The sequence below is a fragment of the Streptomyces sp. NBC_01426 genome (genome assembly GCF_036231985.1).
Classification (GTDB): domain Bacteria; phylum Actinomycetota; class Actinomycetes; order Streptomycetales; family Streptomycetaceae; genus Streptomyces.
In genome coordinates this window covers 706,889-728,284 of sequence record NZ_CP109502.1, presented here as the reverse complement: position 1 = coordinate 728,284, position 21,396 = coordinate 706,889, and the positions used below count along the sequence as shown (strand labels likewise).

Sequence of the window (21,396 nt, the reverse complement as noted above, 5' to 3'; positions counted from 1 at the left end):
GAGCAGATCATAGCTACCCGTCCGAGGGCTGGTTCAGTCGTGCCCAACGCCGAAACGACGCGGCGCGCCCCGGCCCCACACTCGCCCGACAACCTCGCTGATGAGCGGCAGGCCAATGAGCCTCTTCTGCTATCTCCAGCGATGCGTACGGCTCTTGCCTCCGCAGTTCGGGAGCTGCTTCACGACTCCCGCCTGGCTGGGCAAAGTCCCCTCGTCAAGCTGACCGCCGTGGTCCTGTTGGCGAAAGCTCCCTTGATGTCTGCCGTCGTAGATATGACGGCTCGTGACGTTGGTGGCTGGCTGGGATGCTCGGTCTCGCACGTTGGGCACACGTTGGTGCCGGACGCGAAGAAGTCGGGTTCCATCTTGTGCGCGCCGAAGCGGTCCGAGGAGGGGCGGACTGTCGCCCTACGCTTTGAACTTCTTCCGCTGCGGGAAGCGCGCGCTGCTGCTGGTGGGGCGCCGCTCGGGACGCTGACCAAGCGGGAGCTGGCGACACTGTTGCGGTTCTGCGAGGCCGTGACATGCCCGGGATGGACACCGAAGGACAAGCCCGCCACCTCGGCTGGGTTCATGGCGTCGCGGCGCGAAAGGGGCGCAGCGACGGACCGTCTGGCCATGGTGCTGCTGTGCCTGGAGGCCCGAGCCGACGGTCGCGTACGGATGGCCCCCGGTCGGGTAGCTCAGGGAATCAGGCGAGCCGATGTGACGGTGGCTCGCCTGATGGGTTGCGAGGTCGATGTCGCAGCAGCTGCGGTCGACCGCTTGGTGGCCGCCGGGGACCTCCAGTTGGAGGGGGAGGAGCGCGCTGATGGCGGTCGCCTTCGGGTGCCAGCGGTCGCAGCCGCTCATGCGCGGCTGCGCAAGGTATCGCCAACGGAGTCTGCCAGCCATTCTTTCGTGTTGGCGGATGAACCGTCGCAGGAGGGTGGACCGTGTCCACGGTGCGCAGGGACTGAATCTCCCGGGGACGAAATGGTGTTGGCCGGTGATGGGTGGGCTCAGGAGAGCCTGGAAGACCTCCTGTCGGCCGCCTCCGCCGCCTCAACTTGTGCATCCGGGGATCAGTCGGCCAGGGATTCGGTAAATGCCCAGGTCAGTGCGGGTCCTCGCGAGCAAGCCGACCCGTCGGCTTCTGCAGACCTCCACGCTGGCCACGCACCGGTGGTTACTCAAGGTGGTTCTGGTGCTGCTTCGTCTCGCTTTTCCGGCGAAGCCGAGTTGGGGTTCCCACCGTTGCCGGAGCGCGCGGACGGGCGCGAGATCGAATCCGGCGCAGGCAGGATCGGCGTGGTCGACGAGCCGGGCGGCCGGGGTGGCCCGCTTCGCGGGGAACAGCAGCCGGATCGAGCGGGGGTAGAGCAGACAGCTCCTGGGCCGGTCGTCGCGAAGCCGGTCCGATTGCGGTGGTCGTTGCCGCGGGGGCTGGAGCGGGTGCTGGACCCGGTGCGGCTGGAGTGGGCCCGGATCGGGCATGCCGGCGGGCGTACCCGGGTGCGGCTGGCGCTCAAGGCCGAGTTGCAGCGGCTGGCCGGGATCGTGGGCTCGGAGCAGGCGCCGGTGGTGCTCGCCGAGCGGCTGGAGCGGCGGCTTGCTGCTCAGCACGGTGAACGGGTGCGCGAGCCAGTCGGCTGGCTGCTGTCGCGGGGCCTGCCGCAGCGGGCGGAGTGCTACGCGACGGCGTGCGACGACCAGGTGCGGATGGACACCGGTCTGGTGTGCCCGAGTTGCGAGCTGCTGATCGGGGACCGGCGGTCCCTGCGGCACCAGGTCGTCCAGGCCGTGGCCGCCGAACTGCCCCGCCTGGCGCCAACCGAGGCCAAGGCGGAGGTCGAGCGGCGGCTGAGCCGGGAGGTCGCCCTGCGGGCCGCGCGGGACGCCGTACGGCGCGAGCGTGCCGTGGCGGAGCGGGCACGCCGCGAGGTGGCCTGGGCTCAGCAGCGCGAGGAACTCGAGGTGGCGAAGGCGGAGTTGGCGGCACGGGCGTGTGAGGAGTGCGGGGTCCCGGAGGCCGCTGGCCTGTGCCCAGTGTGCTCGTACAACCGCACGGTCCGTACGGCTGTGGAGCAGGCGGCGCAGGTCGCGGCCGCCGTGATGGGGCCGGTGATGGATCTGGGCGTGGTGGCGGGCCGGCTGGCTGCGCACCGGGTTCGGCTGGAGGGCGAAGTCGACCGGGTGACGGGACGGTTGCGGCGCGAGGGGATGCCGGAGGCCGCGGTGGCCTGGGAGGCGCGGAACCTGGCCGAGGAGCTGCTGCGACAGGAGCGGGCCCGCGCGGTGGACGCTCTGCTGGAGTCGGCGGAGGCCCAGGCTGAGGCCGAACGGGTCTTCGGCATCGAGCGGGCGCGGCGCAGCAGTGAGCTGCAGGCCCGTGCGGTGTCCGAGCAGGCCCGACAGCGCTGCGCGGAGCTCCTTCTCGCCCAGCGGCTCAGCCAGGTCAGGGCTGTGGATCGGCCGTCGGCTTCCGAGGAGGTCGGCGGATGGCGGCAGCGGATGGTCGAACTGGCGGCGCGTCCACTCGACGACGAGATCCGCGTGCCGCGGCCGGCGGCGGGCGAGTGCCGGGAGGCGGTGAGCGCCGCGTGATCGGAGGACTGGAGCTGGCCCTGCGGTGCGCTGAGCGGGGGTGGTGGGTGCATCCGCTGCTGCCCGGGTCGAAGCGTCCGGCGGGCAACTGCCGCCGGTGCCGCCCGCCGTCGACCGGAGCGCGCCCGGCGTGCGGATTCCCCGATGCGGACGGGTGCGCGTGCCGGGAGGCCGGGCGGTACTGCCATGGGGTGCGCGCGGCGACGCGGGAGCGGGAGCTGATCCACCGCTGGTGGCGCGGCCAAGACTTCGGCGTCGGCGTGGCCACGGGGCCGTCCGGCCTGGTGGTGCTCGACCTCGACGACCACGACCGTCCACCGCCGGATCAGGCGCTGTTGCTGCCGGGCGTCGACTTGACGCAGCACCCGGACACGGAGCTGGACCGGGTGCTGACCGGGGCGGACGTGCTGGAGCTGCTGTGCCGGGTGCGGCGGGCGGGCAGCTTGCTGGAGGCCCCGGCGACGCTGACCGTGCAGACCCCGTCCGGCGGGATTCACCTGTGGTACCGCTCCGGGGACACGAGCCGGTACGTGCAGGGCGCGGGCCGGCTCGGCTGGCAGGTCGACGTACGGGCCGGCTGGTCCACCGCGGTCGCTCCCGGCACCGTCACCGCGGCCGGCCGCTACCGGATGGTCGGCCACCAGGACCGGCCGGCGCGGCTGCCGCGCTGGGTCGCGCTGGAGCTGGGCCGCGTCGGACTGCGCCACCGCGACCCAGCCGCCGGCCCGCCCCACCGAGTCCGGCTTCCACGCCCCGCCCGCGAGCACGGCCCGGGGGACGCCTCCGCGTACGCCGCCGCGGCGCTGCGCGGCGAGCTCGAGGCCGTGGCGTCGGCCCGCGCAGGCCGCAACGACACTCTCAACCGCGCCGGGTTTCGGCTCGGTCAGCTGGTCGGGGCCGGGCTGCTGGAGCACGACCAGGTCCACCAGGCGCTCACCGACGCCGCCGCACAGGCCGGGGTCGACCCCGGCGAGGCCAAAGCGCAGTCCACCCTCCGCCGCGCACTTCAGGCGGGCATGCGCTCGCCGCGCACCGTCCCGAGCCCGGGAGCACGGTCATGAACCACCCCCTCACCTCCCGCGCCGCGCTGCCCTCCCCGGCCCGAGAGCCCCAACCCGCCGAACAGGCCGGCGCGGACGGGCAGGAGCGGCCCGCCGAGCGGGGGCCGAAGTTGTCGCAGGCCGACATCCTGCTGCACCTGGGCATGGACGAGTACCAGCTGGTGCGCCACGACCAGACCGCGTACGCCGTCCCCCTCGACGGGCCGCCGATCGCCCGCCCGCTGCGGGCTGCCGGCGGCTTCGGCGGCACCGGCTCGCTGCGTCAACTCCTCAACCGTGCCTATGTCCTGCGCACCGGCCGGTCCCCGTCCCAGGGGTGTCTGACCGACGCGATCGCCTCCATGGACGCCCTCGCCCTGGACGCCGAGGAACAGCCGGTCTGCCTGCGGATCGCCCCCGACCTGGCCGACGACCAGGCGACCTGGCTCGACCTGGGCCGCTCCGACGGACTCAGCGTGCTGATCGAGCCGGACACCTGGTCAGTGACCACCCCGTCCATCGGCGAGGGCCCGCTGTGGCGGCGCACCCGGCTGACGGGCGAACTCCCGATGCCCCAGCGCGACCCGGGCGGCTGGCAGGGTGGACTGGGGCTGCTGCGCGAGCTGTCCGCGCTGGCCGAGCCATCCTGGCGGATGGCCGTCGCCTGGCTGCTGGCCGGGCTCAGACCCGACATGCCCCGCCCCGTCGCGTACTTCAACGGTGAACGCGGCACAGCGAAGACCACCTCCGCCCGGCAGCTGCTGCGGGTACTCGACGGAATCCGCGCCGAGGTCCGCAACGTCCCGCGCTCCGAGGACGACGGCGCGGTCGCCGCGTCGGCCGGCTGGACCATGGGCCTGGACAACATCCATGGCATTCCCCAGTGGCTGTCGGACTTCCTGTGCCGCACCGTCACCGGGGCCTCCGTCGCCAAACGCGAGATGTACACCGACGACGACGTCGCCTCCTGGGCCTACCAGCGTCCCGTCGTGCTGACCGGCATCGACGTCGGCGCTCTCCAACCCGACCTCGCCGAACGGCTGCTGCCTTTCACCCTGGAGGCCATCGACCCCAAGGCCCGGCGCAGCGAGCGCGACCTGTGGCATCGCTACCGCGCCGCCCACGGCCGCATCCTCGGCGGCCTGCTCGACCTGGCGGCCGCGGTGTGGGCGCGCCTGCCCGACGCGGCCGACCAGCTCGACCAGAAGCCGCGGATGGCCGACTGGGCCGAACTGCTGTGGGCGCTGGATGCGGTGACCGGCTGGGACACTCTGTCCACCTACACCGGTTCCCAGGAGGCGGTCACCGACGACGTCATCGACGCCGACCCGGTCGCCACCGCCCTCACCCGCTGGTCCGCCACCTCCGGCAGCACCAAGTGGCAGGCCACCACCGGCCAGATCGACGAGGTCCTGCGACCACCCGGCCCCATCCCCGACACCTGGCCCAAGACCACCGCCCTGCTCTCCGCCCGCCTCACTTCCCTCGCACCGGCCCTGCGCCAACGCGGTATCGACATCCGCAAGTTGCCCCGGACCAGCGCCACCCGAGGCTTTCTCATCACCCTTCAACCGGACTCCGGACCGCCGGCCTGACCCCAGACTCCCGCCCAGCCGCGAAACAGCCCCTATACCTGTCACCGAACCCGCCGCGGCGCCCGCCACGCGCGGGCCTTCAGCATGCCCCGGACACCCGCGGGAGACCGGCCCGCGGACCGAAAGCGCCTCCTGGGTCGCCGGTCTGTCCGTCGGGGCGGCTGCGAGCCGGACAGCTCCCGTGTCGACGGCCGACGAGTCGCCGGGGGACTGCCTCGCCCGCGAAGAGATGACGCCGTGCTGACGCTGCCCATGACGCACCCGGCACCCCGCCCGGACCTGCCACGACCTGCAACGCTTCCCTCCGACCAGCAACCCCATGACGCAATGACGCTCTCCCGCCCCATCTCTCTGAACGAAAGAGGGGGAAGGAAGGAGAGACATGGCGCGCCAGAGCGTCATCAGCGTCCGCCGACCAGCGCCCGGATGGTAGATGCACAGGTCAACACCACCGTGGGAGAGAACGGTGCAGCGTCATCCGGCTGCGTCACCGATGCGGTGCGCGTGTCCGGACACCGGACCTTGACCGTTTGCCGCTGAACTTGACCGATGGCCTGCGCGTGCAGGGTTGGCTAAGCGTCCGGTGCACGAACGAGGCCAGGATGAAGCCATGGAGAACGAAGTGCCATTGTCCGGCGGACGTATCACCCTCGGCGTGGTCAGGGTCGGGCGCACCGTCCGGCGGCCAGCCACCGCGTCGTCATCGTTCGTCGCCGAGCTGCTTTGGGACCTCCAGCGAGAGGGCTTCACCGGCGCTCCGCGCCACCTCGGGTTCGACACAGCCGGCCGCGAAATCCTCAGTTACCTCCCCGGCTGGGTGCCCGCCCGATTCCAGCGCTGGACCGACCCCCAGGTGGCCGCGGCCGGCACCCTGCTCCGCTCCTTCCACGACGCCACCCGAAGCAGTCGCCTGACCGGACGGCATGCCGTGGTCTGCCACCACGACCCGGGGCCGAACAACACGGTCTTCACCGACGACATCCCGACCGCCTTCATCGACTTCGACACCGCCGCCCCCGGCGATCCCCTCGAAGACCTCGGCTACATGGCGTGGACCTGGTGCATCTCCTCCAAGCCCACCGCTCCGCCCGCCACCATCCAGGCCGCACAGGTACGTGTCCTCGCCGACGCGTACGGGCTCGACGCCACCTCCCGCTCCCGCCTCGTTGATGCCGCGCTCGACCGCCAGGCCCGCAACGCCAGGTGGTGGCACAGCCAGCTCGCAGGCCCGTTTCCGCACGTTGCCGACGACTCCACGATCACCGGGCGCATCCGGTGGTCCGAGCAAGAGCACGCCTACACATCGGCCAACCGCAAGACCTTCGACACAGCCCTGGGCTGACAAAGGCTGGACGCTGACCACACACTTCAGACGGTTGCGCCCCAGGACGCACCTTGCAGTCCTAGCGTGGGTAGGCGTGACGGTACTGATTGTGGGCGGCAGCGGGTTCCTGGGCGTTGAGCTGGCCCGCCAGGGACATTCAGCAGGCATGGAGACGGCCGCCACCTTCCACTCGCACCCCGGCAAGGGCGCCGGCGCGTGGCACCGCCTCGACCTGCGCAACTCGGCGAATCTCCAGGAGGTCCTGGATGCCGTCAGCCCCACGGCGGTCATCAACGCGAGCAGCGGCGGAGCCGAGTGGGAAGTCACGGCCGAGGGAGGGATGCGCCTGGCCCAAGCCGCGGCGCAACGGGACATCCGACTGGTCCACGTGTCGAGTGACGCCGTCTTCTCCGGCCGCCGCGAAGGCCTCTACGACGAGACCTGTCTACCCGACCCGGTAACACCGTACGGGGCCGCGAAGGCGGCGGCCGAAACGGCCGTGCGGCTCCTGAGCACGGGCGCCGTCGTCGCACGGACCTCCCTGATCATCGGCGATGGCCGGTCCGAGCACGAACGCATGGTGCACGCCCTGGCCGCCGGCACGCGCGACGGGGCCCTGTTCACCGACGATGTCCGATGCCCAGTCCACGTCCACGACCTGGCCGCCGCACTGTGGGAGCTCACCCTGTCCGACGCGGCCGGCGTCTTTCACCTCACCGGCCCGGACGCCGTCACCCGCCACGAACTCGGCACCCTCATCGCGCAGCGGGACGGCCTTGACCCATCACTGCTGCCGACCGGCCGCCGCGCCGACAGCGGCCTCCCCGGCGGACTTTGTGTCCGCCTCGACAGCCGCGTCACCCAGAAAGGCCTGGCCACCCGCCTTCGCGGAGCCCGGGAGTTCCTCCGGCGTCAAAACCCCGACCGCTGACTCCGACCGCGCAGGGCCGGCAGGCCGGAGCCGAGCGGGATGAACGGTAGCTGGACGACCTTGCGCGCAGCGGGGAACCCGGATGAGGTCTAGGCATTGGGGGCTGTGAGAGGCCTTCTCCCGGCTCTCCGCCCCTAGAGTAGGTACACCCGGGCGGGAGGACGGTGAAGATCCAGTGCACCGACGGAAGTTGCTCGCGGGCCTGGCGGCAACAGCCACTGCCCCCTTGCTCGGGAGCGGAACCGCGCAGGCCGATGAGGCCCTGCTCGGCGAGTTGCTCGTCGCCCGGCTCCGGGACGCGATGCTCGGACTGGGCGCGGCCACGCCCGTGCCGTCGTCCGAGGCGCTCTCCACCGACTTCACCCACGCGCTCGCCGACTTCGACGCCTGCCGCTACGCGTCCCTCGCTGTGCGCTTGCCTCGCCTCATCCGCGCCGGCCACGCGCCTTCCACCGGTAGCCACGACACAGAGCAGTCCGCCCTCCTAGCCAAGAGCTATCTGCTGGCCACCCGCATGCTCGTGAAGATGGACGAGCAACAGCTCGGCTGGATGGCCGTCGACCGCGCGCGGCAACTCGCCGAGGCAGCAGGAGACGTCCTCGCGGTCGCTGAATCCGCCCGGCAGGTGGCCGTGCTCGCCAGAAGGGCGGGATGGCATGACCAGGCACTGTCGATCGCGCTCTCAGCCGCTGATAACCCGGATCTGCGCGGCATCGGACGAGCCGGCACCGCGGTGCGCGGGCTCCTGGTCCAGAGCGCGTCGTACACCCTCGCGCGCCGAGGCGATCGGGACGGAATGCGAGAGCTGACCGACGAAGCCGCCGCCCTCGCCAAAGAACTCGGCGGAGCCACCATGCTGCGCGACCACGGGGGCGGCTTCAGCCCCCTCACCGTGCAACTCCACAAAATCAGCGCCGAGAACCACGCAGGCGATCCCCAGGCCGCGCTCGACGCCGCTCGCGCGATTTCACTGAAGGCGCTGCCCAGCGTCGAACGCCGCTCTCGCACACTCTGCGACATCGCCGTCACCTACGACCGTCTCGGCCGCCGCAGCGACTGCGTCCGCACACTGCTCGCCGCTGAGCGCTGCGCTCCGCAGGAGACCCACGCCCGTCCGGCGACGAAGTCCTTGATCTCCAGCCTGTTGGCCTCTGGCCCGACATCAACGGAACTGCGCTGTCTCGCCGAACGCAGCGGCGTTCTCCTCTGAACCCCTGCGTGCCCAGAGATGACCGAAGCAGGCTGTCGATAGCCCATTCTGGGGAACCTGACCACTCATCGGCGGACTCCATCCCGGCGCTCTGGCGGTGCTGCCGTGCTGGCCCCCTGCGGAATTTAGGGGTGGGCAGCTGGTGACCAGGTATAAGGCGGCCGGGAAGCGGGCGAGCGCTTGCGCGCGGACCTCGCCGCAAGCTCTCGGCAACAACCACAGGTTCAAGAGGAGGCTGGCACACTGGCGGGCTCAACTTCCCCAATCTGTCGCGGAGATGAACAGATGAACGCCACCCCCGACCTCGTCGCAGCAGTCCAGGAGCGCTCCGGCGGCTGTCTGTGCGGCAAGATCCGCTTCATCGTCAGAGGACTGGCGGTCTATCCCCACACATGCAGTTGTCCGCACTGCCAGAAGCTCGGCGGCGGCCCGATGATGTGGTGGGCCGGCTTCGCCCCCGAGGACGTCAGCTGGACCAACGGGATCGAGCCGACCTGGTTCGAGACGTTCGAGGGCGAGGCCCAGCGCGGCTTCTGCCCCAACTGCGGAAGCCGTCTCGCGGCGATCGACAGCGACATCCCGGAGATTGGCATCGTCGTTCCGGCCCTGGACGACACCACCGGTGACGATCTCGTCCCCGTCAACCAGTCCTTCCGCGACAGCTCCGTGCGCTGGCTGCCCCAGGTGCCGGACATCCAGAGCAGCTCCGTCAGCTGAAGCGCAGGAGATCCTGGGGCGCGGGGAAGCGGGCAGTTCTTTGCCCTGACTCGCAGAGCCGGAGCGGAACAAGCCGCATCGGCTAGTGGCCGCCGATAGACTCACAGTGACCCTTGCCGCTATGTGACGGCGGCCAGCTACTTCAACCGGGGCGCCTTCGGCGGCCCTTAGATTGAGGCGTTCATGCAGGACGACCGACCCGTGGTCGGCGTGATCGACTACCGCACCGGAAACAGCCAGAGCGTGGTCCACGCGCTGAACTTCCTCGGTGTGCCGAACCGTCTGCTCACCTCGCCCACGCAACTCGACGGCATCGACCGGATCATCCTTCCTGGCGTCGGATCAGCCGGGACCACGATGACCTACCTGTCCGAAGCCGGATGGCCCGAGGCGCTTCACGCCCGGGTTATCGAAGGCCGCACCCCGTTCCTGGGCATCTGCGTGGGCCTGCAGGTCCTCTTCGAGACAAGCGAGGAACAGGACGCGACATGCCTGGGCTGGCTGCCCGGGACCGTACGGGCCTTCAACGCCGCCGACGTGCGGGTGCCGCAGATGGGCTGGAACCAGGTACACCGCACCTCGACCCATCCCTTCCTGGCCGGCCTGCCGGAAGCGGGTCACTTCTACTTCGTGAACAGCTACTACGCCGACCCCTCAGACACAGGGGACATCGCGGCCACTACGGAGTACGGCCTGCCGTTCACCTCTGCCGTCGCACGCGGCAACATCATGGCCACGCAGTTCCACACCGAGAAGTCCGGCCCGCTGGGGCTGGACCTCCTCGAGCGGTTCGCCAAGACCCCGCAGGAGGAGCTGTGCCCGGCCTGAACGTCGCGACCGGGCTGACCACCCGGCTCATCGCCTGCTTCGACATCATCGACGGCCGGGTCACCAAGGCCCGCCGCTTCGAGGACAACATCGACGTCGGCGACGCCGCCGAGGTCGCCGCGTCGGTGTACGCGGACGGCATCGACGAGATCATCTTCTACGACATCCTCGCCAGCGCGCAGCGCCGCCAGGCGGACCTGGCCACGATCCGCAAGGTCGCCGAGACGGTGTTCGTGCCGCTGACGGTGGGCGGCGGGATCCGGTCGCTGGAGGACATGCACGCGGTGCTTGCCGCCGGCGCGGAGAAGATCAGCCTGGACTCGATGGCGGTGCGCAATCCCACGATCATCACCGAGGGGTCGGCCGAGTTCGGCCGCCAGTGCATCGTGCAGTCCATGCAGGTCAAGCGCGTCCCGGTCACGGCCGAGATCCCCAGCGGGTACGAGGTGTTCATCGACGGGGCCCGGCAGGCCACCGGCATGGACGCCATCGTGTGGGCGCGCCGTGGCGAGGAGCTGGGGGCCGGGGAGATCTGCGTCAACTCCATCGACCAGGACGGCACACACGAGGGCTACGACCTGGAGATCACCCGCCAGATCGCCGAGGCGGTCAACCTGCCGGTGATCGCCTCCGGCGGCGCCGGTTCAGCCGAGCACGCGGCGGCGGCGTTCACCGAAGCGGGCGCGTCAGCGGCGATCGTCAGCTCGCTGCTGTACTCGCCGCGCATGGAGCGCACCGTCCCGGTCGCGGAGATCAAGGCCGAGCTCGCCAAGCGGTACGGGCTCCCGGTCCGCCTGGTCTGAGCACGCTCCCTCCCGGAAACGACGCCGGGCCCGGCCGCTGAACGCGGTCGGGCCCGGCTTTGTTTTCCGGCGCCGCACGGCCGACCCGGGCGTACGGCGGGTCAGGGCCGGTGCGCGGTCACCAGGTGGCGGCTGCTGTCGGCGGTGAGGGGGCGGGCGTCGTAGCCGCCGAACTGCTCGTCGACGACAAAGCCGGCCGCGTGCAGCAACTCGGTCAGCTCCGCAGGGGTGTAGAGGCGGACCGAGCTGTGGCTGGTGTCCGTGGTGCCGTCGTCGTAGGCGGTGGTGGTGTGCCGATTGAGTCTGCGCGTGGCGGGGTCCCAGGTGACCTGCTGGGTGGTTTCGGCGTGATCGCCGCGGACGGTGCGGGTTCCCATGCCGGTGGTGTCGGGGTGCGGGGTGAAGTGGTCCATGGCCATGCGGCCGCCGGGGCGCAGGACACGGAAGGCTTCGCGCAGGACCCCGAGGTCCTCGTCGGTGGTGTCGAGGAAGCCGAAGGAGTTGAACAGGAGCAGGACGGCGTCGGCGCAGCCGTCGTCCAGGGGAAGGCCGCGGACGTCCGCGTGCAACAGGTTGATCCGCTCGCCGTCCGCCGCGGCGGTGGCGGCGGCGTGGTCGAGGAGGTCCTGGGACAGGTCGACGCCGGTGGTGTGGGTGTAGCCGCGGCGGGTCAGCTCGGCCGTGTGCCGGGCGAAAGCGCAGCACAGGTCGAGGATCGTGTGATCGGTCTGCAGGGCGAGGCGGGCGGCGAGGAAGGCGACGTCACGTCGGGTGGTGGCGCCGTCGTGGCTGCCGTAGCGCTCCAGGTAGCCGGTGCCGCGGTAGTTGCTGATCCACCACGGATCACCGTCGGGCGTCGGGGCGGGCGCGGGGGCGGGCTGGGTCATGTCCGGTTCTCCGTAGGCGGGGTGCGGTGAAGGCGGCCTTCGGCGTCGGGCAGACCGCGGGGAGCGGTGAGGTAGGCGCGGCCGACGACGGCGCCCCAGCCGGCATGCCACAGGCGCGTCAGGTCGGCCCACCCGGACAGGCCGCCGGCGTACCAGAGGAAGGCATGCGGGTGGCGGCCCGCGAGGCGGTCGAGGACCTGCCAGGGGGGCGGGGTGCGGTGGGTTGCCGCGCGGGCGTCGGTGATCAGGACGGGCTGGGTGCCGCCGGTGGCGTCGAGGAGGGCGTCCAGGGCGTCGGTGAGCGCCACGTTGGTGGTGCGGGTGAAGCCGTCGGTGACGATCCGCCCGTCCACGGCGTCGAGGGACAGCATCAGTTGTCCGGCGTCCGCGAGGGTGGTGAAGTCCGGCCAGGCGTGCGGGTCGAGGCGTCCGTCGGGGAGCAGGCCGGTGGAGCCGAGCAGGACACCGGCGGCGCCCGCGTCTAGGAGGCGGCGGACGGCCGGGTCGCGCGGGGCCAGTCGGCCGCCGGCCCACAGCCGGCCGGGGTGGTGGCGCACGGCCGTCTCCAGCAGCGCGGTGCTGGTGCTGGTGCCGGTGGAGCGGTCGAGGTCGATGACGGCGGTGGGCACGTCGTCGTCGAGGAGGTCGGCGAGCAGCCGTCCCGGCGGCAGGCCGGGGAGGGAGGTGACCGTGCCGTGGCGGACGTCGACGTTCACCCGCCACGGGCCGGGCGGCCCGGCGTGAAGGGCAGTGGGCAGGGTGGCCGCAGCGGTCCCCGGGGTGGGGGTGGTGGGCATGTGGGCGCCTCCGGGTTCAGGCGGCGGCGAGCGCGGCCGGGCGGGGGGCGGGCGGTTCGTTCCAGGAGGCGGCGTGGGCGAGTTCGGCCCGCATGGCGGCCAGTTGGGCGGTGGTCCAGGTGCCGGTGCTCACCGCGAGGTCGAAGCTGGCGGCCATCTGCCGGTGCAGCGTGCCCGCCGTACGGTGGGCTCCGTCGCTCAGGTAGGCGCCGGTGTCGCCGCGCAGCAGGTGTCCGGTCAGGCGGGTCTGGATGCTGTGGTGCAGGTTGGGGCGCAGGCTCGGCAGGTCGGCGGCGTCGGCGATGTCGTGCCGGCCGGAGCGGTGGTAGAGGGTCCACGCGGATTCGACGCTGCGGGTGACGGCCCGACCGCCGAGCTGCTCGACCAGCTGGCGGCTGGCGCGCAGCGTGTCGCCGTAGCCCACGTTGTCGTCGATGACCAGCAGGGTCGTGTCGCGGGCCGCGGCGGTCAGGCGGTCGCGGTAGGCGCGGGGGGCTGTGGCGCGGTGGCGGACGGTGCCGCTGGCGCCGAGGTATGCGACGTTGCCCTGGTCGTGGAACCCAAGGCGGACCAGGTGCACGTCGACCGGCCGGCCGAGCAGAGCGGGAAGGACGGTCCGGGCGGCCAGCGCGAGGGACAGCGACCCGTACAGCGGGGCGAGGACGGCGGTGATGTCGGGCCGGGGTGCCAGTACGTGCTCGGCGAGGAAGCGCAGCTCGTTGCCGATCTTGACCGGGTTGTCGAGCTCCCGGAAGGCCCGCCAGCCCGCCTCGTGGGCCTGCAGCAGTGCGAGGTCGCCGGGGTGCGGGGCGAACGGGCCGGCGGCGCGGTGGCCGTGAAGCGCGGCAGCGGTGGAGGTGGCGGTCTCCAGCAGGCGTTCCAGCGCGGCCGGGCGCGGATCGTCGGTGAGGCTGGGGCGGTCGGTGAGGCCGTGCCACAGGGTGTAGGCGCCGGCGGCGGCGAGGTTGTGGAGGTTGTCGAGCAGCGCGTGCCGCAGTGCCGGGGCCTGCCCCGGCGCCCGGTGGTCCAGGCGGCCGAGGGCTTCGCCCAGCGCCGCCCAGGACGGCAGCGCCGTACGGGGCTGGTAGTAGGCCGGGCCCCGGCTGAGCCGGATGTTGCGGGCGCCCGCCGCGGGCCGGGGGCCGCCGGCGGCCGGGAGGAAGGTGTCCAGCAGGGCGGGGTCCAGGCCGGCGTTGGCCGCGAGGTGCAGCTCGGCGGCGGGAATGCGGACCAGGCCCAGCAGGTCGCAGGCGACGGCGCTCCCGGAGACGGGCGGGGCGGGGTAGGCGGGGTGGGCCGTGTTCGCCCGGGGCGGGGGCGGGAGGGTGGTAGTCGTGGTGGTCACGTGGGCTCCGTTTCGCGGATGGGCCGGCGCGCGGCGTGGTCGCACAGCGCTCTCAGGCAGGAGGCGAGGCTGGTGAAGCGGGTGGTCGGTGCCGATCCGGGCGGGGGTTGCCCGGTGGGGGTGATCCAGACCGGGTGCAGTCCGGCGGCGCGGGCGCCGACGATGTCGGCGGTCCACTCGTCGCCGACGTATAGGCACTCCTCGGGCCGGACGGCCAGGTCCTCGCAGGCCCGGTGGAACGGTGCGGGATGCGGCTTGCGGTGGCCGTTGCCCAGCGCGCACACCACGGTCTCGAAGAACGGGTCGAGGCCGGCCTGTTCGAGCTTGGCGTGCTGCTGGTCGGCGTCGCCGTTGGTGACGACGCCGAGCTGGTAGACCGCCGCGAGACGCCGGAAGGCGTCGACGGTGGCGGGGACGGTGCGGATCGCGCGCATCTGCCGGTGGGCGAAGTCGTCGACGTGGGCGGCCAGTTGCCGCTCGTCCAGTACGATCCCGGCTTCGCGCAGGGCGGTTTCCCAGACGTGGCGGCGGGCGGCGGTGTGCGAGCCGAGCGGGGCCAGGGCGCGGTCGTAGTCGCCCCACAGCCGGTCGGAGGTGTGCACGTAGGTGGAGGCGATGACGGCCGCGCTCACGCCGGGGTGGGCGCCGGCGAGTCGGGTGGCGACGGTGTCCAGGGCGTGCTGCCAGATCGCGCGGGTGGGGATCAGGGTGTTGTCGATGTCGAACAGGACGGTGGTGACCGCGGGCATCGGCGGCACGAGCGGCTGGTGGGGGGTGGGGGTCACTGGGCTGCTCCGTGGCCGGTCATCCGAGCGGCCAGCGCGAGGGCAGCCAGGCCCTCGGCGGCGGCGGGGGCGTTCTCGTCGCGGGTGAGGCGGAAGTACAAGTCCGGCATGAGCAGGCCGAGGATCCGGGCCCGGTCCAGGGGCAGGCCGTCGAACCGGTCCAGCAGCCAGGTCGTTTCGAGGAGCTGTCCCCCCAACGGTTCGGCCAGTGGGCAGGTGACCTGAAGGACGCCGCGGTGTTCGCGGACCGCGGCGTCGGCGAGCAGGCCGGTGTGCTTCAGGCAGGAGCCGGCCAGCTTGGCCAGTGTCTGGTCGAGGTCGTGCATGCCGGCGAACTCGGCGTCGATCACCCACCAGCGCGGCTCGGTCGGGTGGACGAGGACGTTGCCCAGGTGGAGGTCGCCGGTGGCGTGGACGAGCCAGCCGCCCGGGGCGGCCGGGGTGAGGGAGCGGCGCGCGAGGTGGATGAGGGAGCGGCAACTGAGGTGGGTCGGTGCGCCGTTGAGGTGAAGGGTGTGGTCGGCCCAGGGCCGCAGCCGGTGGGCGAGGTCCTCCACCCAGCCGGACAGCACCGCGGGGGTCTGGAGCGAGTGGTCGACGTCGTCCTCCCGGCGGGGGGTCAGCGTCGCGGTGGCGCCGTGGACCAGCCGGGCGGCTACCTCGCCCAGGACCGTCAGGAATCGCCCCGGGTCGGTGGCGGCCAGGTCCCGCAGGGGGATGCCGTCCACGGCCTGGGAGACCAGCGTCGCGTCCTCGCCGCGGTAGTGCAGCGCGGTGGCAGGCACGGGCAGATGCCGGGCGAGGGCCTGCAGACCGGTGTGCTCCCGTTCGGCGAAGGCCCGGCCGCGACCGGGCTTGACCACGACCGTGCCCGCGGTCGTGCGGGCGGCGAACACCGGCGTGCTGCTCGGCCGCAGCTGGGCCAGCGCCCCGTCGGGGGAGGCGTAGGCGGGCGCGGGGGCGTGGCAGTCCTCCGGGATCTCCCAGTACGGGGCGGGCACCTCGTCGCGGACGCGGTCGACGGCGGCTGCGATCTCGTCGGTCAGCGGCAGTGGAGCGGGACGCTCGGCCAGCAGCGCGGCGTCCAGCACACCGGCGTCCAGCACCGTCCAGCGCGCCTGGTCGTCCTCGCCCGCGTACAGCAGCCGGATCCGGCCGCCTCCCTCGGGCAGCAGCGCGGGATAGAAGGCGTAGCGGGAGTCCGGGCTGCCGGGGCCGCCGCGGTGCAGGACGGCGCCCAGCGGCCGCCAGGTCAGGCCGTCGCGGGAGTGCGCGGCCGCCAACGAGCGGGAGGTGCCGGCGCCGTAGACCATCAGCAGGCCGCCGTCGGAACTCGCGGCGACGGCGGGGCAGTCGGCGGCGTACGCGTCCGGGGCGCCGGCCGGGCCGGTGGTGACGACGACGCCGTTGCGCTGCCAGACGATGCCGTCGGTGGAGGTGGCCAGGTGGATGCGCCGGTGGTGGCCGTCGCGTCCGGCGTACCACATCCACCAGGCGCCGCCGCGGTGTAGCACGGCCGGCAGCAGCACGTGCTCGCCGTCGCTCGCCCCGTCCTCGGCGGCGGGGGCGAGGGCGAGGTGGGGGGCGGCCCAGGTGGTTCCGCCGTCGCGGCTGACGGTGCGGTAGATCGACCAGGCCCCGCCGTCGGGCCGGGCGCTGAAGTAGGCGTGCAGCGCCTCCTGGTGGACGACCAGGCTCACGCCGGTGACGTCGTCGCAGCCGTCCGGGACCGGCAGCGGCCGGGCACCGTCCAGGGACACCGGCCCGCCGGGCTCGGGCAGGGCAGTGAGGACGATGCGGTTGCGGCCGCCGGTGTACCACGGCTCGGGGGCGCGGCCGGGCAACTGCCGAGGGATGTAGGTACGGGCGTCGGCCGGGCCGGTGGTCACGGCCAGCAGGCGGCGGCCGCCGTGGCGGATGAGGGCCGGGGCGAAGGTGATGCGGCCGTCGGCGCCGGCCAGCACGCCGCGGTGGCGCCCGACGAGGTCCGCCCGTCCCGCCCCGGTGCGGGTCCGGGGGCGCGGGCGCGGCAGTCCGGCCGGTGCGGCGGACAGCAGGAAGTGATCACCCGCCTCGAGGAGTTCGCCCGCCTGGGTGGTCTCCCGCACCGCGCGGCTCAGCGCGGTGAACGCCTCCTGGTCGGCGGCCGCCTGGTCGACGTACGGGCGCATCCACGCCGCGACGCCCTCCAGCGAGTACCGGTCGGTGACCTCCAGTCCGGCCGCGGCCAGCAGGTCCTCGGCCTCGGTGAGGCGGTGGGTGCGGGTGGGCGGCATGTAGTCGTCGGCCGACACCGCAGGCAGCGGCTCGTAGCGGCCGTGGTCGAGGTATCCGCCGCCGGTCAGGGCGGTCATCTCCGTGAACCGGCCGCGCTTGAGCAGGTCCCGCAGGACCGAGGTGCGGGTCAGGAAGATCGCGTGGAACCGGCCGCCCGGCGCCAGCGCGGTCGCGGCCCGGCGCACCGCCTCGACGGCGTCCGCGTCGTCGAGCAGGTGGTAGAGCGGGCCGAACATCAGCACCGCGTCGAACTGGCCCGACGGCGGAACCAGGTGCTGCGCCGGGCCGTGCTGCGTGCCCAGCAGGTGCCCTTCCAGACCGGCCTGGCGGAAGCGGGCGCGGGCGCTGTCCAGGCTGTTCGCGGACAGGTCGGACAGGGCGACCATGTGCCCGCGGCGGGCCAGTTCCAGGGCGTGGACGCCGGGGCCCGAGCCGATGTCGAGGATGCGGCTTCCCGGGCGCAGCCCGGCCAGGACCTGCTGGTGGATGACCTCCGTCTCCAGCCGGTGGTAGGGGCCGGAGCGGGTGCGCTGCCACTCCCGCTCGGGGTCCGCGTCGTAGAACGCGGCCACCCGCTCGATGCCGCTGACGGTCGCGGGATCAGGGAGCGTCCGGCCCGCCGGGAAGGCGCCAGAGGGTCCCGTCGCGGTGGAGCCGGTCACGAGCGGCGAGATGGTCGAGGTGGGACTCAAGGAGGTCGGGGTCGATGTCATGGCCGAGGTCACGCAGCCTCTCGTCGAGCTGGGCGGTGGTCAGGGGGCCGGCGGCCAGCAGGCACCCGGCGGTCTGGTCGGCGTCGCGCAGGACCCGCCAGGGCAGGACCAGCGAGGGCAGGTCGGACATGGACCAGGCAGTGAAGTGCGGCGCTGGGTCCGCGGTGTCCGAGGCCGCCAGGCACGCCAACTGCGGTTCGTACGGGGCGAGGTGGTCGAGGAAGAATCGGGCGGTTCGGCCGGAGTCGACGACCTCGTCCACCACGATCAGCGGCTGCCCCGGCGGGGGAGTACCGGGGGCAAGGAGCCCGTCGGCCGCGGCGAGCAGCTCCAGGCCGTCGGTGCGCTCGCTGCGGCGGCGGGCGGCGGCGGCCAGCACCGTCGAGGCGGGCAGGAGGTCGGCCAGGGACTGGGCGGTGATCCACCCGCCCTGCAAGATGCCCACCAGCGTCACCGCACCGGGGTGGGCGCGGCGGATCTGCCCGGCCACGTCGGCGGCCATCTGCTGGTAGGCCAGCCAGGACACCATGCGGGCCCGGCGGCCGGCCCCGGCGGTGAACACCAGGTCCTCTATCGGCACTTCGGCCGAGGTGCGCGGGTTCGGGCGGTCAGGCATTGCGGACCTCCGGGGCGTAGCGGTCCCACAGCAGTGCCATCAGCCGGTCCGAGCCGCCCGCCACCCGCTCGAACGCCTCCTCCCACGAGCCTTCCTCCGGACCGTCGTCGGCGCCGAGGGGCGGCCCCGGCGCCTTGCGGCGCGCCCACAGGCTTGGCGCGGGCGGCAGCGCCCCGCCCACGGCGCGCACGGCGGTCTCGAGGTCGGCCAGGTGCTCGCCGACCCCGCGGCCGAGCGCGGTGATCTCCTCGGGGTGGTTGAAGGGCGTGCCGACGTCCAGCGTCAGCGGTACCAGGTACACCGCGGCGGGGACGCCGGTCAGGGCCCGACGCAGTCCGGCGTGGGTGCGGCCGGTGAACACGCTGTCGTCCAGGTGCACCACCACCTGCCCGTCCGCCTCCAGGCGCCCGGTGCGCCACGCGGTGCCCGAGACCCGGGCCATCTCCTCCTCGTGGACCGAACCCCGGGTGAGCGCGAGGCGGACCCGGTCGCGCTGACCGGCCGGCAGCATCCCGGCGAGCACCGGGCCCGCGGCCATCGCGCCGAAGGCCTCGCTGACCAGCAGCACCGGCGCGCCCGGATGTGCTGCGGCCAGCGCCGGCCAGCGGGTCTGGGCGACTGCGGCGATCTGCCACAGCACGTCGCCCTCGCGCACGGCGCGCACCGCGTCCGCCGCGACCTGGGGCCCCTGAAGTGCCCGCGCCAGCTCGCGCAGGATCTCCGGGATCCGGGCATCGGAGGTCAGGGCGGTCGCCCGCTCCGCCCAGGTGGCCCGATCGCACGGACCGGCCGGGCAACCCTGCGGCTGCCACCGGTTCCAGGCAGCCTCGGCCAGCAGCACGCCGAGCCCCTGAAGGACCTCGTCCAGCACCCCGGCCGCCCTGTCGTCGGCGAGGACTGCGGCGCTCCACCGCGCGGTGCACACGTCCTGCACCGCCGATTCCAGGAACGCCAGCCACGCCACCCACGCGTACCACCCGGCCGGTTCCCGCGCCGCGGTCTCCGCCAGCGGGCGGGCGAACTCCGCGTACCGGGGCCACCGCTGCTGGACGGTGGCGAACCTCCGGCCCGGCGCCGGAGCGCGGCCGGGCAGGTACATCTGCGCGTCGGCCGTGTAGTAGCCGAAGCCCCGCAGATACACCCAACCCCCGCGCACCACCCGGTCGTCGAAGAACGCCCTCGCCGCTGCCGGAAGTTGGTTCTCCAGTGCGGCCGGAAGGCGGAACCCGCCGCCGTCCGCCAGATGCTGCGCCGCCGCGACACCCGGCGGCGGGCTGATTGCGCCGCCGGCCTGGAGCGCCGCCGTCCAGCCGCGCTCCAGCTCTCCGCGCTGCGCGGCCATCTCCCTCGACCAGCCGAACAGCCGCCGTCGCGCCGGCAGTAAGAGGCCCGCCCGGCCGGGCTCGGCGGGGACGGTGGGGACGGCTGCCCGGGCGGTCATGTCGCCACCGGCCGGGCCAGGGCATGCGACGCCTCGGCGAAGGCGGCGGCGTAGGTGCCGATCGTCTCCTCGGTGTCCTGGTCGGTGACGCTCACGCTGATCCGGCCCGCGTTGTAGGCGCTCTCGCCGTGGAAGGGACCGCACCGCCGCGGCCGCCAGGTGCCGGATGCCGCGTGCAGCGGGACCGGATGCGTGAACAGCGGCATGCCGGCCAGCGAGCCGACCGAGGGGTAGTGCGCCGGAACCCCGGCGTCCTGCAGCCGCCGCAGGTAGGCGTTGACGTCCACCCCCGGCTTCAGCTCGCCGGGCTGGATCTGCGGCCGGTAGGAGAACCAGCCCCCCATACCGGCGCCGGGCCGCACCACAGGCGGCCGCACCCCCGACAGGCCCTGAAGGCCCCGGGTCAGCCGCTCCAGCAGCGCGCGGCGGGCCGCCAGACGTTCCACCAGGTCCTCGGCGTTGGCCAGGCCCACCACCGCGGCCAGCGGGTGCATCCGCATCTTCAGCCCGAGCCCGGTCTCCCCGAACGCCGCCAGCTCCGGGTCCTTCAGCAGCAGGGCGCGGCCGCGGTAGTGGCCGGCCAGCAGCGCCCGCTCGCGCCACTGCGGGCGCGCGGCGCTGAACAGGCCGCCCTCACCGGCGGGCCAGGACTTCCTGTCCTGCATGCTGCCGACGCAGATGTCGCCGAACGTCCCCACCCGCTGCCCGTGCAGCATCGAAAGGTAGGCGTGGCTGATGTCCTCGATCAGGTGCAGATCCCGTTCGCGGCAGATCCGGGTGATCTCCTCCATCGCGGCGGGATGCCCCAGGTAGTGCGTCACCGTCACGCACCGGGTCAGCGGGGTGATCGCCGCCTCCAGCGCCGCCGGGCACAGGTTCCCGGTGTCCGGCTCCACGTCGACGAGCACCGCGTTGAGCCCGGCGTGCAGCGCAGGACTCAACGAGGCGTGGAACGTGGTGACCGGCCCGATCACCTCCGAGCCGGGCGGCATGTCCAGCGCGAGGTAGGCCGCGTGCAGCCCGGCGGTGCCCGAGGAGAACGACAGCGGATCCGGCAGGCCCAGGACCTTCTCGATCCGCTGCTCCAGTTCCCCGATCACGCCGGAGCCGTCCGCCACCGACAGCGCCCCTCCCGCGCGAACGTAGTCCGCGAGCGCCACCGCGATTCGCTCGCGCTGCGGAGCCGGCTCGAAACGGTGCGGCATGGCGTCCTCCAACTCCCGCGCACCGGCCGTCGGTAGGCGGCCGTACGCGTCGTGACAGGTGGCGGCAACGGCCCAGATGTTGGCCGGCCAAGCCGTCGGCGCGGTCGGCCGGCGGCGGGCTCACCAGCACACAGCGCCCGAAGAGGCTGCGGCAGAGGGGACCGGAGAGAACGTTGAGAATTTCGCGGCGAGAGCGAGAAAAGCCGAGAATTCGCGCCCCACACAGGAGATCTGACGTAGCGTCCGGGCGTGATGACCCTCCGCGACGCGACGTCGGCGGACGCCGGGTCGGCGTC

General features: G+C 73.0%; 17 protein-coding genes. 9 read left to right on the top strand and 8 right to left on the bottom strand.

What is annotated here, in order from left to right; all coding sequences use genetic code 11:
• The first annotated feature begins 1,401 nt into the window (after positions 1-1,401).
• From OG906_RS42055 to hisF, 9 genes are all read left to right on the top strand, one after another.
• A complete protein-coding gene (locus OG906_RS42055; RefSeq protein ID WP_329448996.1) occupies positions 1,402-2,586 on the top strand; it encodes a hypothetical protein in 1,185 nt (394 codons plus the stop codon).
• Entirely contained in the window at positions 2,481-3,647 is a 1,167-nt protein-coding gene (locus tag OG906_RS42050) for a bifunctional DNA primase/polymerase (RefSeq protein WP_329448997.1), read from the top strand. The genes OG906_RS42055 and OG906_RS42050 overlap by 106 nt, the downstream gene beginning before the upstream one ends.
• Positions 3,644-5,221, top strand: a complete 1,578-nt coding sequence (locus OG906_RS42045) for a hypothetical protein (RefSeq protein WP_329448998.1) — start codon at positions 3,644-3,646, stop codon at positions 5,219-5,221. The genes OG906_RS42050 and OG906_RS42045 overlap by 4 nt, the downstream gene beginning before the upstream one ends.
• 610 nt (positions 5,222-5,831) lie before the next feature.
• Complete coding sequence (locus tag OG906_RS42040) at positions 5,832-6,563, top strand: phosphotransferase family protein (RefSeq protein WP_190148898.1); 732 nt, start codon at positions 5,832-5,834, stop codon at positions 6,561-6,563.
• A gap of 76 nt (positions 6,564-6,639) precedes the next feature.
• A complete protein-coding gene (locus OG906_RS42035; protein WP_329448999.1) occupies positions 6,640-7,476 on the top strand; it encodes an SDR family oxidoreductase in 837 nt (278 codons plus the stop codon).
• A 226-nt stretch (positions 7,477-7,702) separates the two neighbouring features.
• Positions 7,703-8,686, top strand: coding sequence for an XRE family transcriptional regulator (locus OG906_RS42030; protein WP_329449000.1), 984 nt, complete (start codon positions 7,703-7,705; stop codon positions 8,684-8,686).
• A 285-nt stretch (positions 8,687-8,971) separates the two neighbouring features.
• Positions 8,972-9,403, top strand: a complete 432-nt coding sequence (locus OG906_RS42025) for a GFA family protein (RefSeq protein WP_329449001.1) — start codon at positions 8,972-8,974, stop codon at positions 9,401-9,403.
• 183 nt (positions 9,404-9,586) lie between these two features.
• Positions 9,587-10,231 (top strand): imidazole glycerol phosphate synthase subunit HisH, encoded by a 645-nt coding sequence (gene hisH, locus OG906_RS42020; RefSeq protein WP_329449002.1) that lies wholly within the window; start codon positions 9,587-9,589, stop codon positions 10,229-10,231.
• Positions 10,219-11,034 carry an imidazole glycerol phosphate synthase subunit HisF gene (gene hisF, locus OG906_RS42015; protein ID WP_329449003.1) on the top strand — a complete coding sequence of 272 codons (816 nt, stop codon included), beginning with the start codon at positions 10,219-10,221 and terminating at the stop codon, positions 11,032-11,034. The genes hisH and hisF overlap by 13 nt, the downstream gene beginning before the upstream one ends.
• Positions 11,035-11,135: 101 nt before the next feature.
• Here the strand turns inward: hisF and OG906_RS42010 are convergent, their stop codons facing one another.
• Genes OG906_RS42010 through OG906_RS41975 form a run of 8 tightly spaced genes read right to left on the bottom strand, consistent with a single transcriptional unit; the run spans position 11,136 to position 21,100 of the window.
• A complete protein-coding gene (locus OG906_RS42010) occupies positions 11,136-11,921 on the bottom strand; it encodes a class I SAM-dependent methyltransferase (RefSeq protein ID WP_190148919.1) in 786 nt (261 codons plus the stop codon).
• Positions 11,918-12,718 (bottom strand): HisA/HisF-related TIM barrel protein, encoded by an 801-nt coding sequence (locus tag OG906_RS42005; protein ID WP_329449004.1) that lies wholly within the window; start codon positions 12,716-12,718, stop codon positions 11,918-11,920. Before OG906_RS42005 ends, OG906_RS42010 begins: the two co-directional genes overlap by 4 nt.
• A 16-nt stretch (positions 12,719-12,734) precedes the next feature.
• The gene (locus OG906_RS42000; RefSeq protein WP_190148921.1) at positions 12,735-14,063 is read right to left on the bottom strand and encodes a phosphoribosyltransferase; all 1,329 of its coding nucleotides are present in this window, start codon (positions 14,061-14,063) and stop codon (positions 12,735-12,737) included.
• Positions 14,060-14,848: an HAD family hydrolase gene (locus OG906_RS41995; protein ID WP_329449005.1), complete on the bottom strand. Its 789-nt coding sequence runs from the start codon at positions 14,846-14,848 to the stop codon at positions 14,060-14,062. The genes OG906_RS42000 and OG906_RS41995 overlap by 4 nt, the downstream gene beginning before the upstream one ends.
• Positions 14,845-17,787, bottom strand: coding sequence for a methyltransferase domain-containing protein (locus OG906_RS41990; protein ID WP_329449006.1), 2,943 nt, complete (start codon positions 17,785-17,787; stop codon positions 14,845-14,847). Before OG906_RS41990 ends, OG906_RS41995 begins: the two co-directional genes overlap by 4 nt.
• Positions 17,726-18,454, bottom strand: coding sequence for a phosphoribosyltransferase (locus tag OG906_RS41985; RefSeq protein ID WP_329449007.1), 729 nt, complete (start codon positions 18,452-18,454; stop codon positions 17,726-17,728). The genes OG906_RS41990 and OG906_RS41985 overlap by 62 nt, the downstream gene beginning before the upstream one ends.
• The gene (locus OG906_RS41980; protein ID WP_329449008.1) at positions 18,447-19,895 is read right to left on the bottom strand and encodes a hypothetical protein; all 1,449 of its coding nucleotides are present in this window, start codon (positions 19,893-19,895) and stop codon (positions 18,447-18,449) included. The genes OG906_RS41985 and OG906_RS41980 overlap by 8 nt, the downstream gene beginning before the upstream one ends.
• Positions 19,892-21,100, bottom strand: coding sequence for a DegT/DnrJ/EryC1/StrS family aminotransferase (locus tag OG906_RS41975; RefSeq protein ID WP_329449009.1), 1,209 nt, complete (start codon positions 21,098-21,100; stop codon positions 19,892-19,894). The genes OG906_RS41980 and OG906_RS41975 overlap by 4 nt, the downstream gene beginning before the upstream one ends.
• Positions 21,101-21,396: the final 296 nt, after the last annotated feature.

Excerpts from the sequence above, each read along its gene's own strand:
- OG906_RS42050 (WP_329448997.1), top strand. The coding sequence starts at position 2,481 with ATGGCGGCAGCGGATGGTCGAACTGGCGGCGCGTCCACTCGACGACGA.
- OG906_RS42045 (WP_329448998.1), top strand. The coding sequence starts at position 3,644 with ATGAACCACCCCCTCACCTCCCGCGCCGCGCTGCCCTCCCCGGCCCGA.
- OG906_RS42040 (WP_190148898.1), top strand. The coding sequence starts at position 5,832 with ATGGAGAACGAAGTGCCATTGTCCGGCGGACGTATCACCCTCGGCGTG.
- OG906_RS42025 (WP_329449001.1), top strand. The coding sequence starts at position 8,972 with ATGAACGCCACCCCCGACCTCGTCGCAGCAGTCCAGGAGCGCTCCGGC.
- hisH (WP_329449002.1), top strand. The coding sequence starts at position 9,587 with ATGCAGGACGACCGACCCGTGGTCGGCGTGATCGACTACCGCACCGGA.
- OG906_RS42010 (WP_190148919.1), bottom strand. The coding sequence starts at position 11,921 with ATGACCCAGCCCGCCCCCGCGCCCGCCCCGACGCCCGACGGTGATCCG.
- OG906_RS42005 (WP_329449004.1), bottom strand. The coding sequence starts at position 12,718 with ATGCCCACCACCCCCACCCCGGGGACCGCTGCGGCCACCCTGCCCACT.
- OG906_RS41985 (WP_329449007.1), bottom strand. The coding sequence starts at position 18,454 with ATGCCTGACCGCCCGAACCCGCGCACCTCGGCCGAAGTGCCGATAGAG.
- OG906_RS41980 (WP_329449008.1), bottom strand. The coding sequence starts at position 19,895 with ATGACCGCCCGGGCAGCCGTCCCCACCGTCCCCGCCGAGCCCGGCCGG.
- OG906_RS41975 (WP_329449009.1), bottom strand. The coding sequence starts at position 21,100 with ATGCCGCACCGTTTCGAGCCGGCTCCGCAGCGCGAGCGAATCGCGGTG.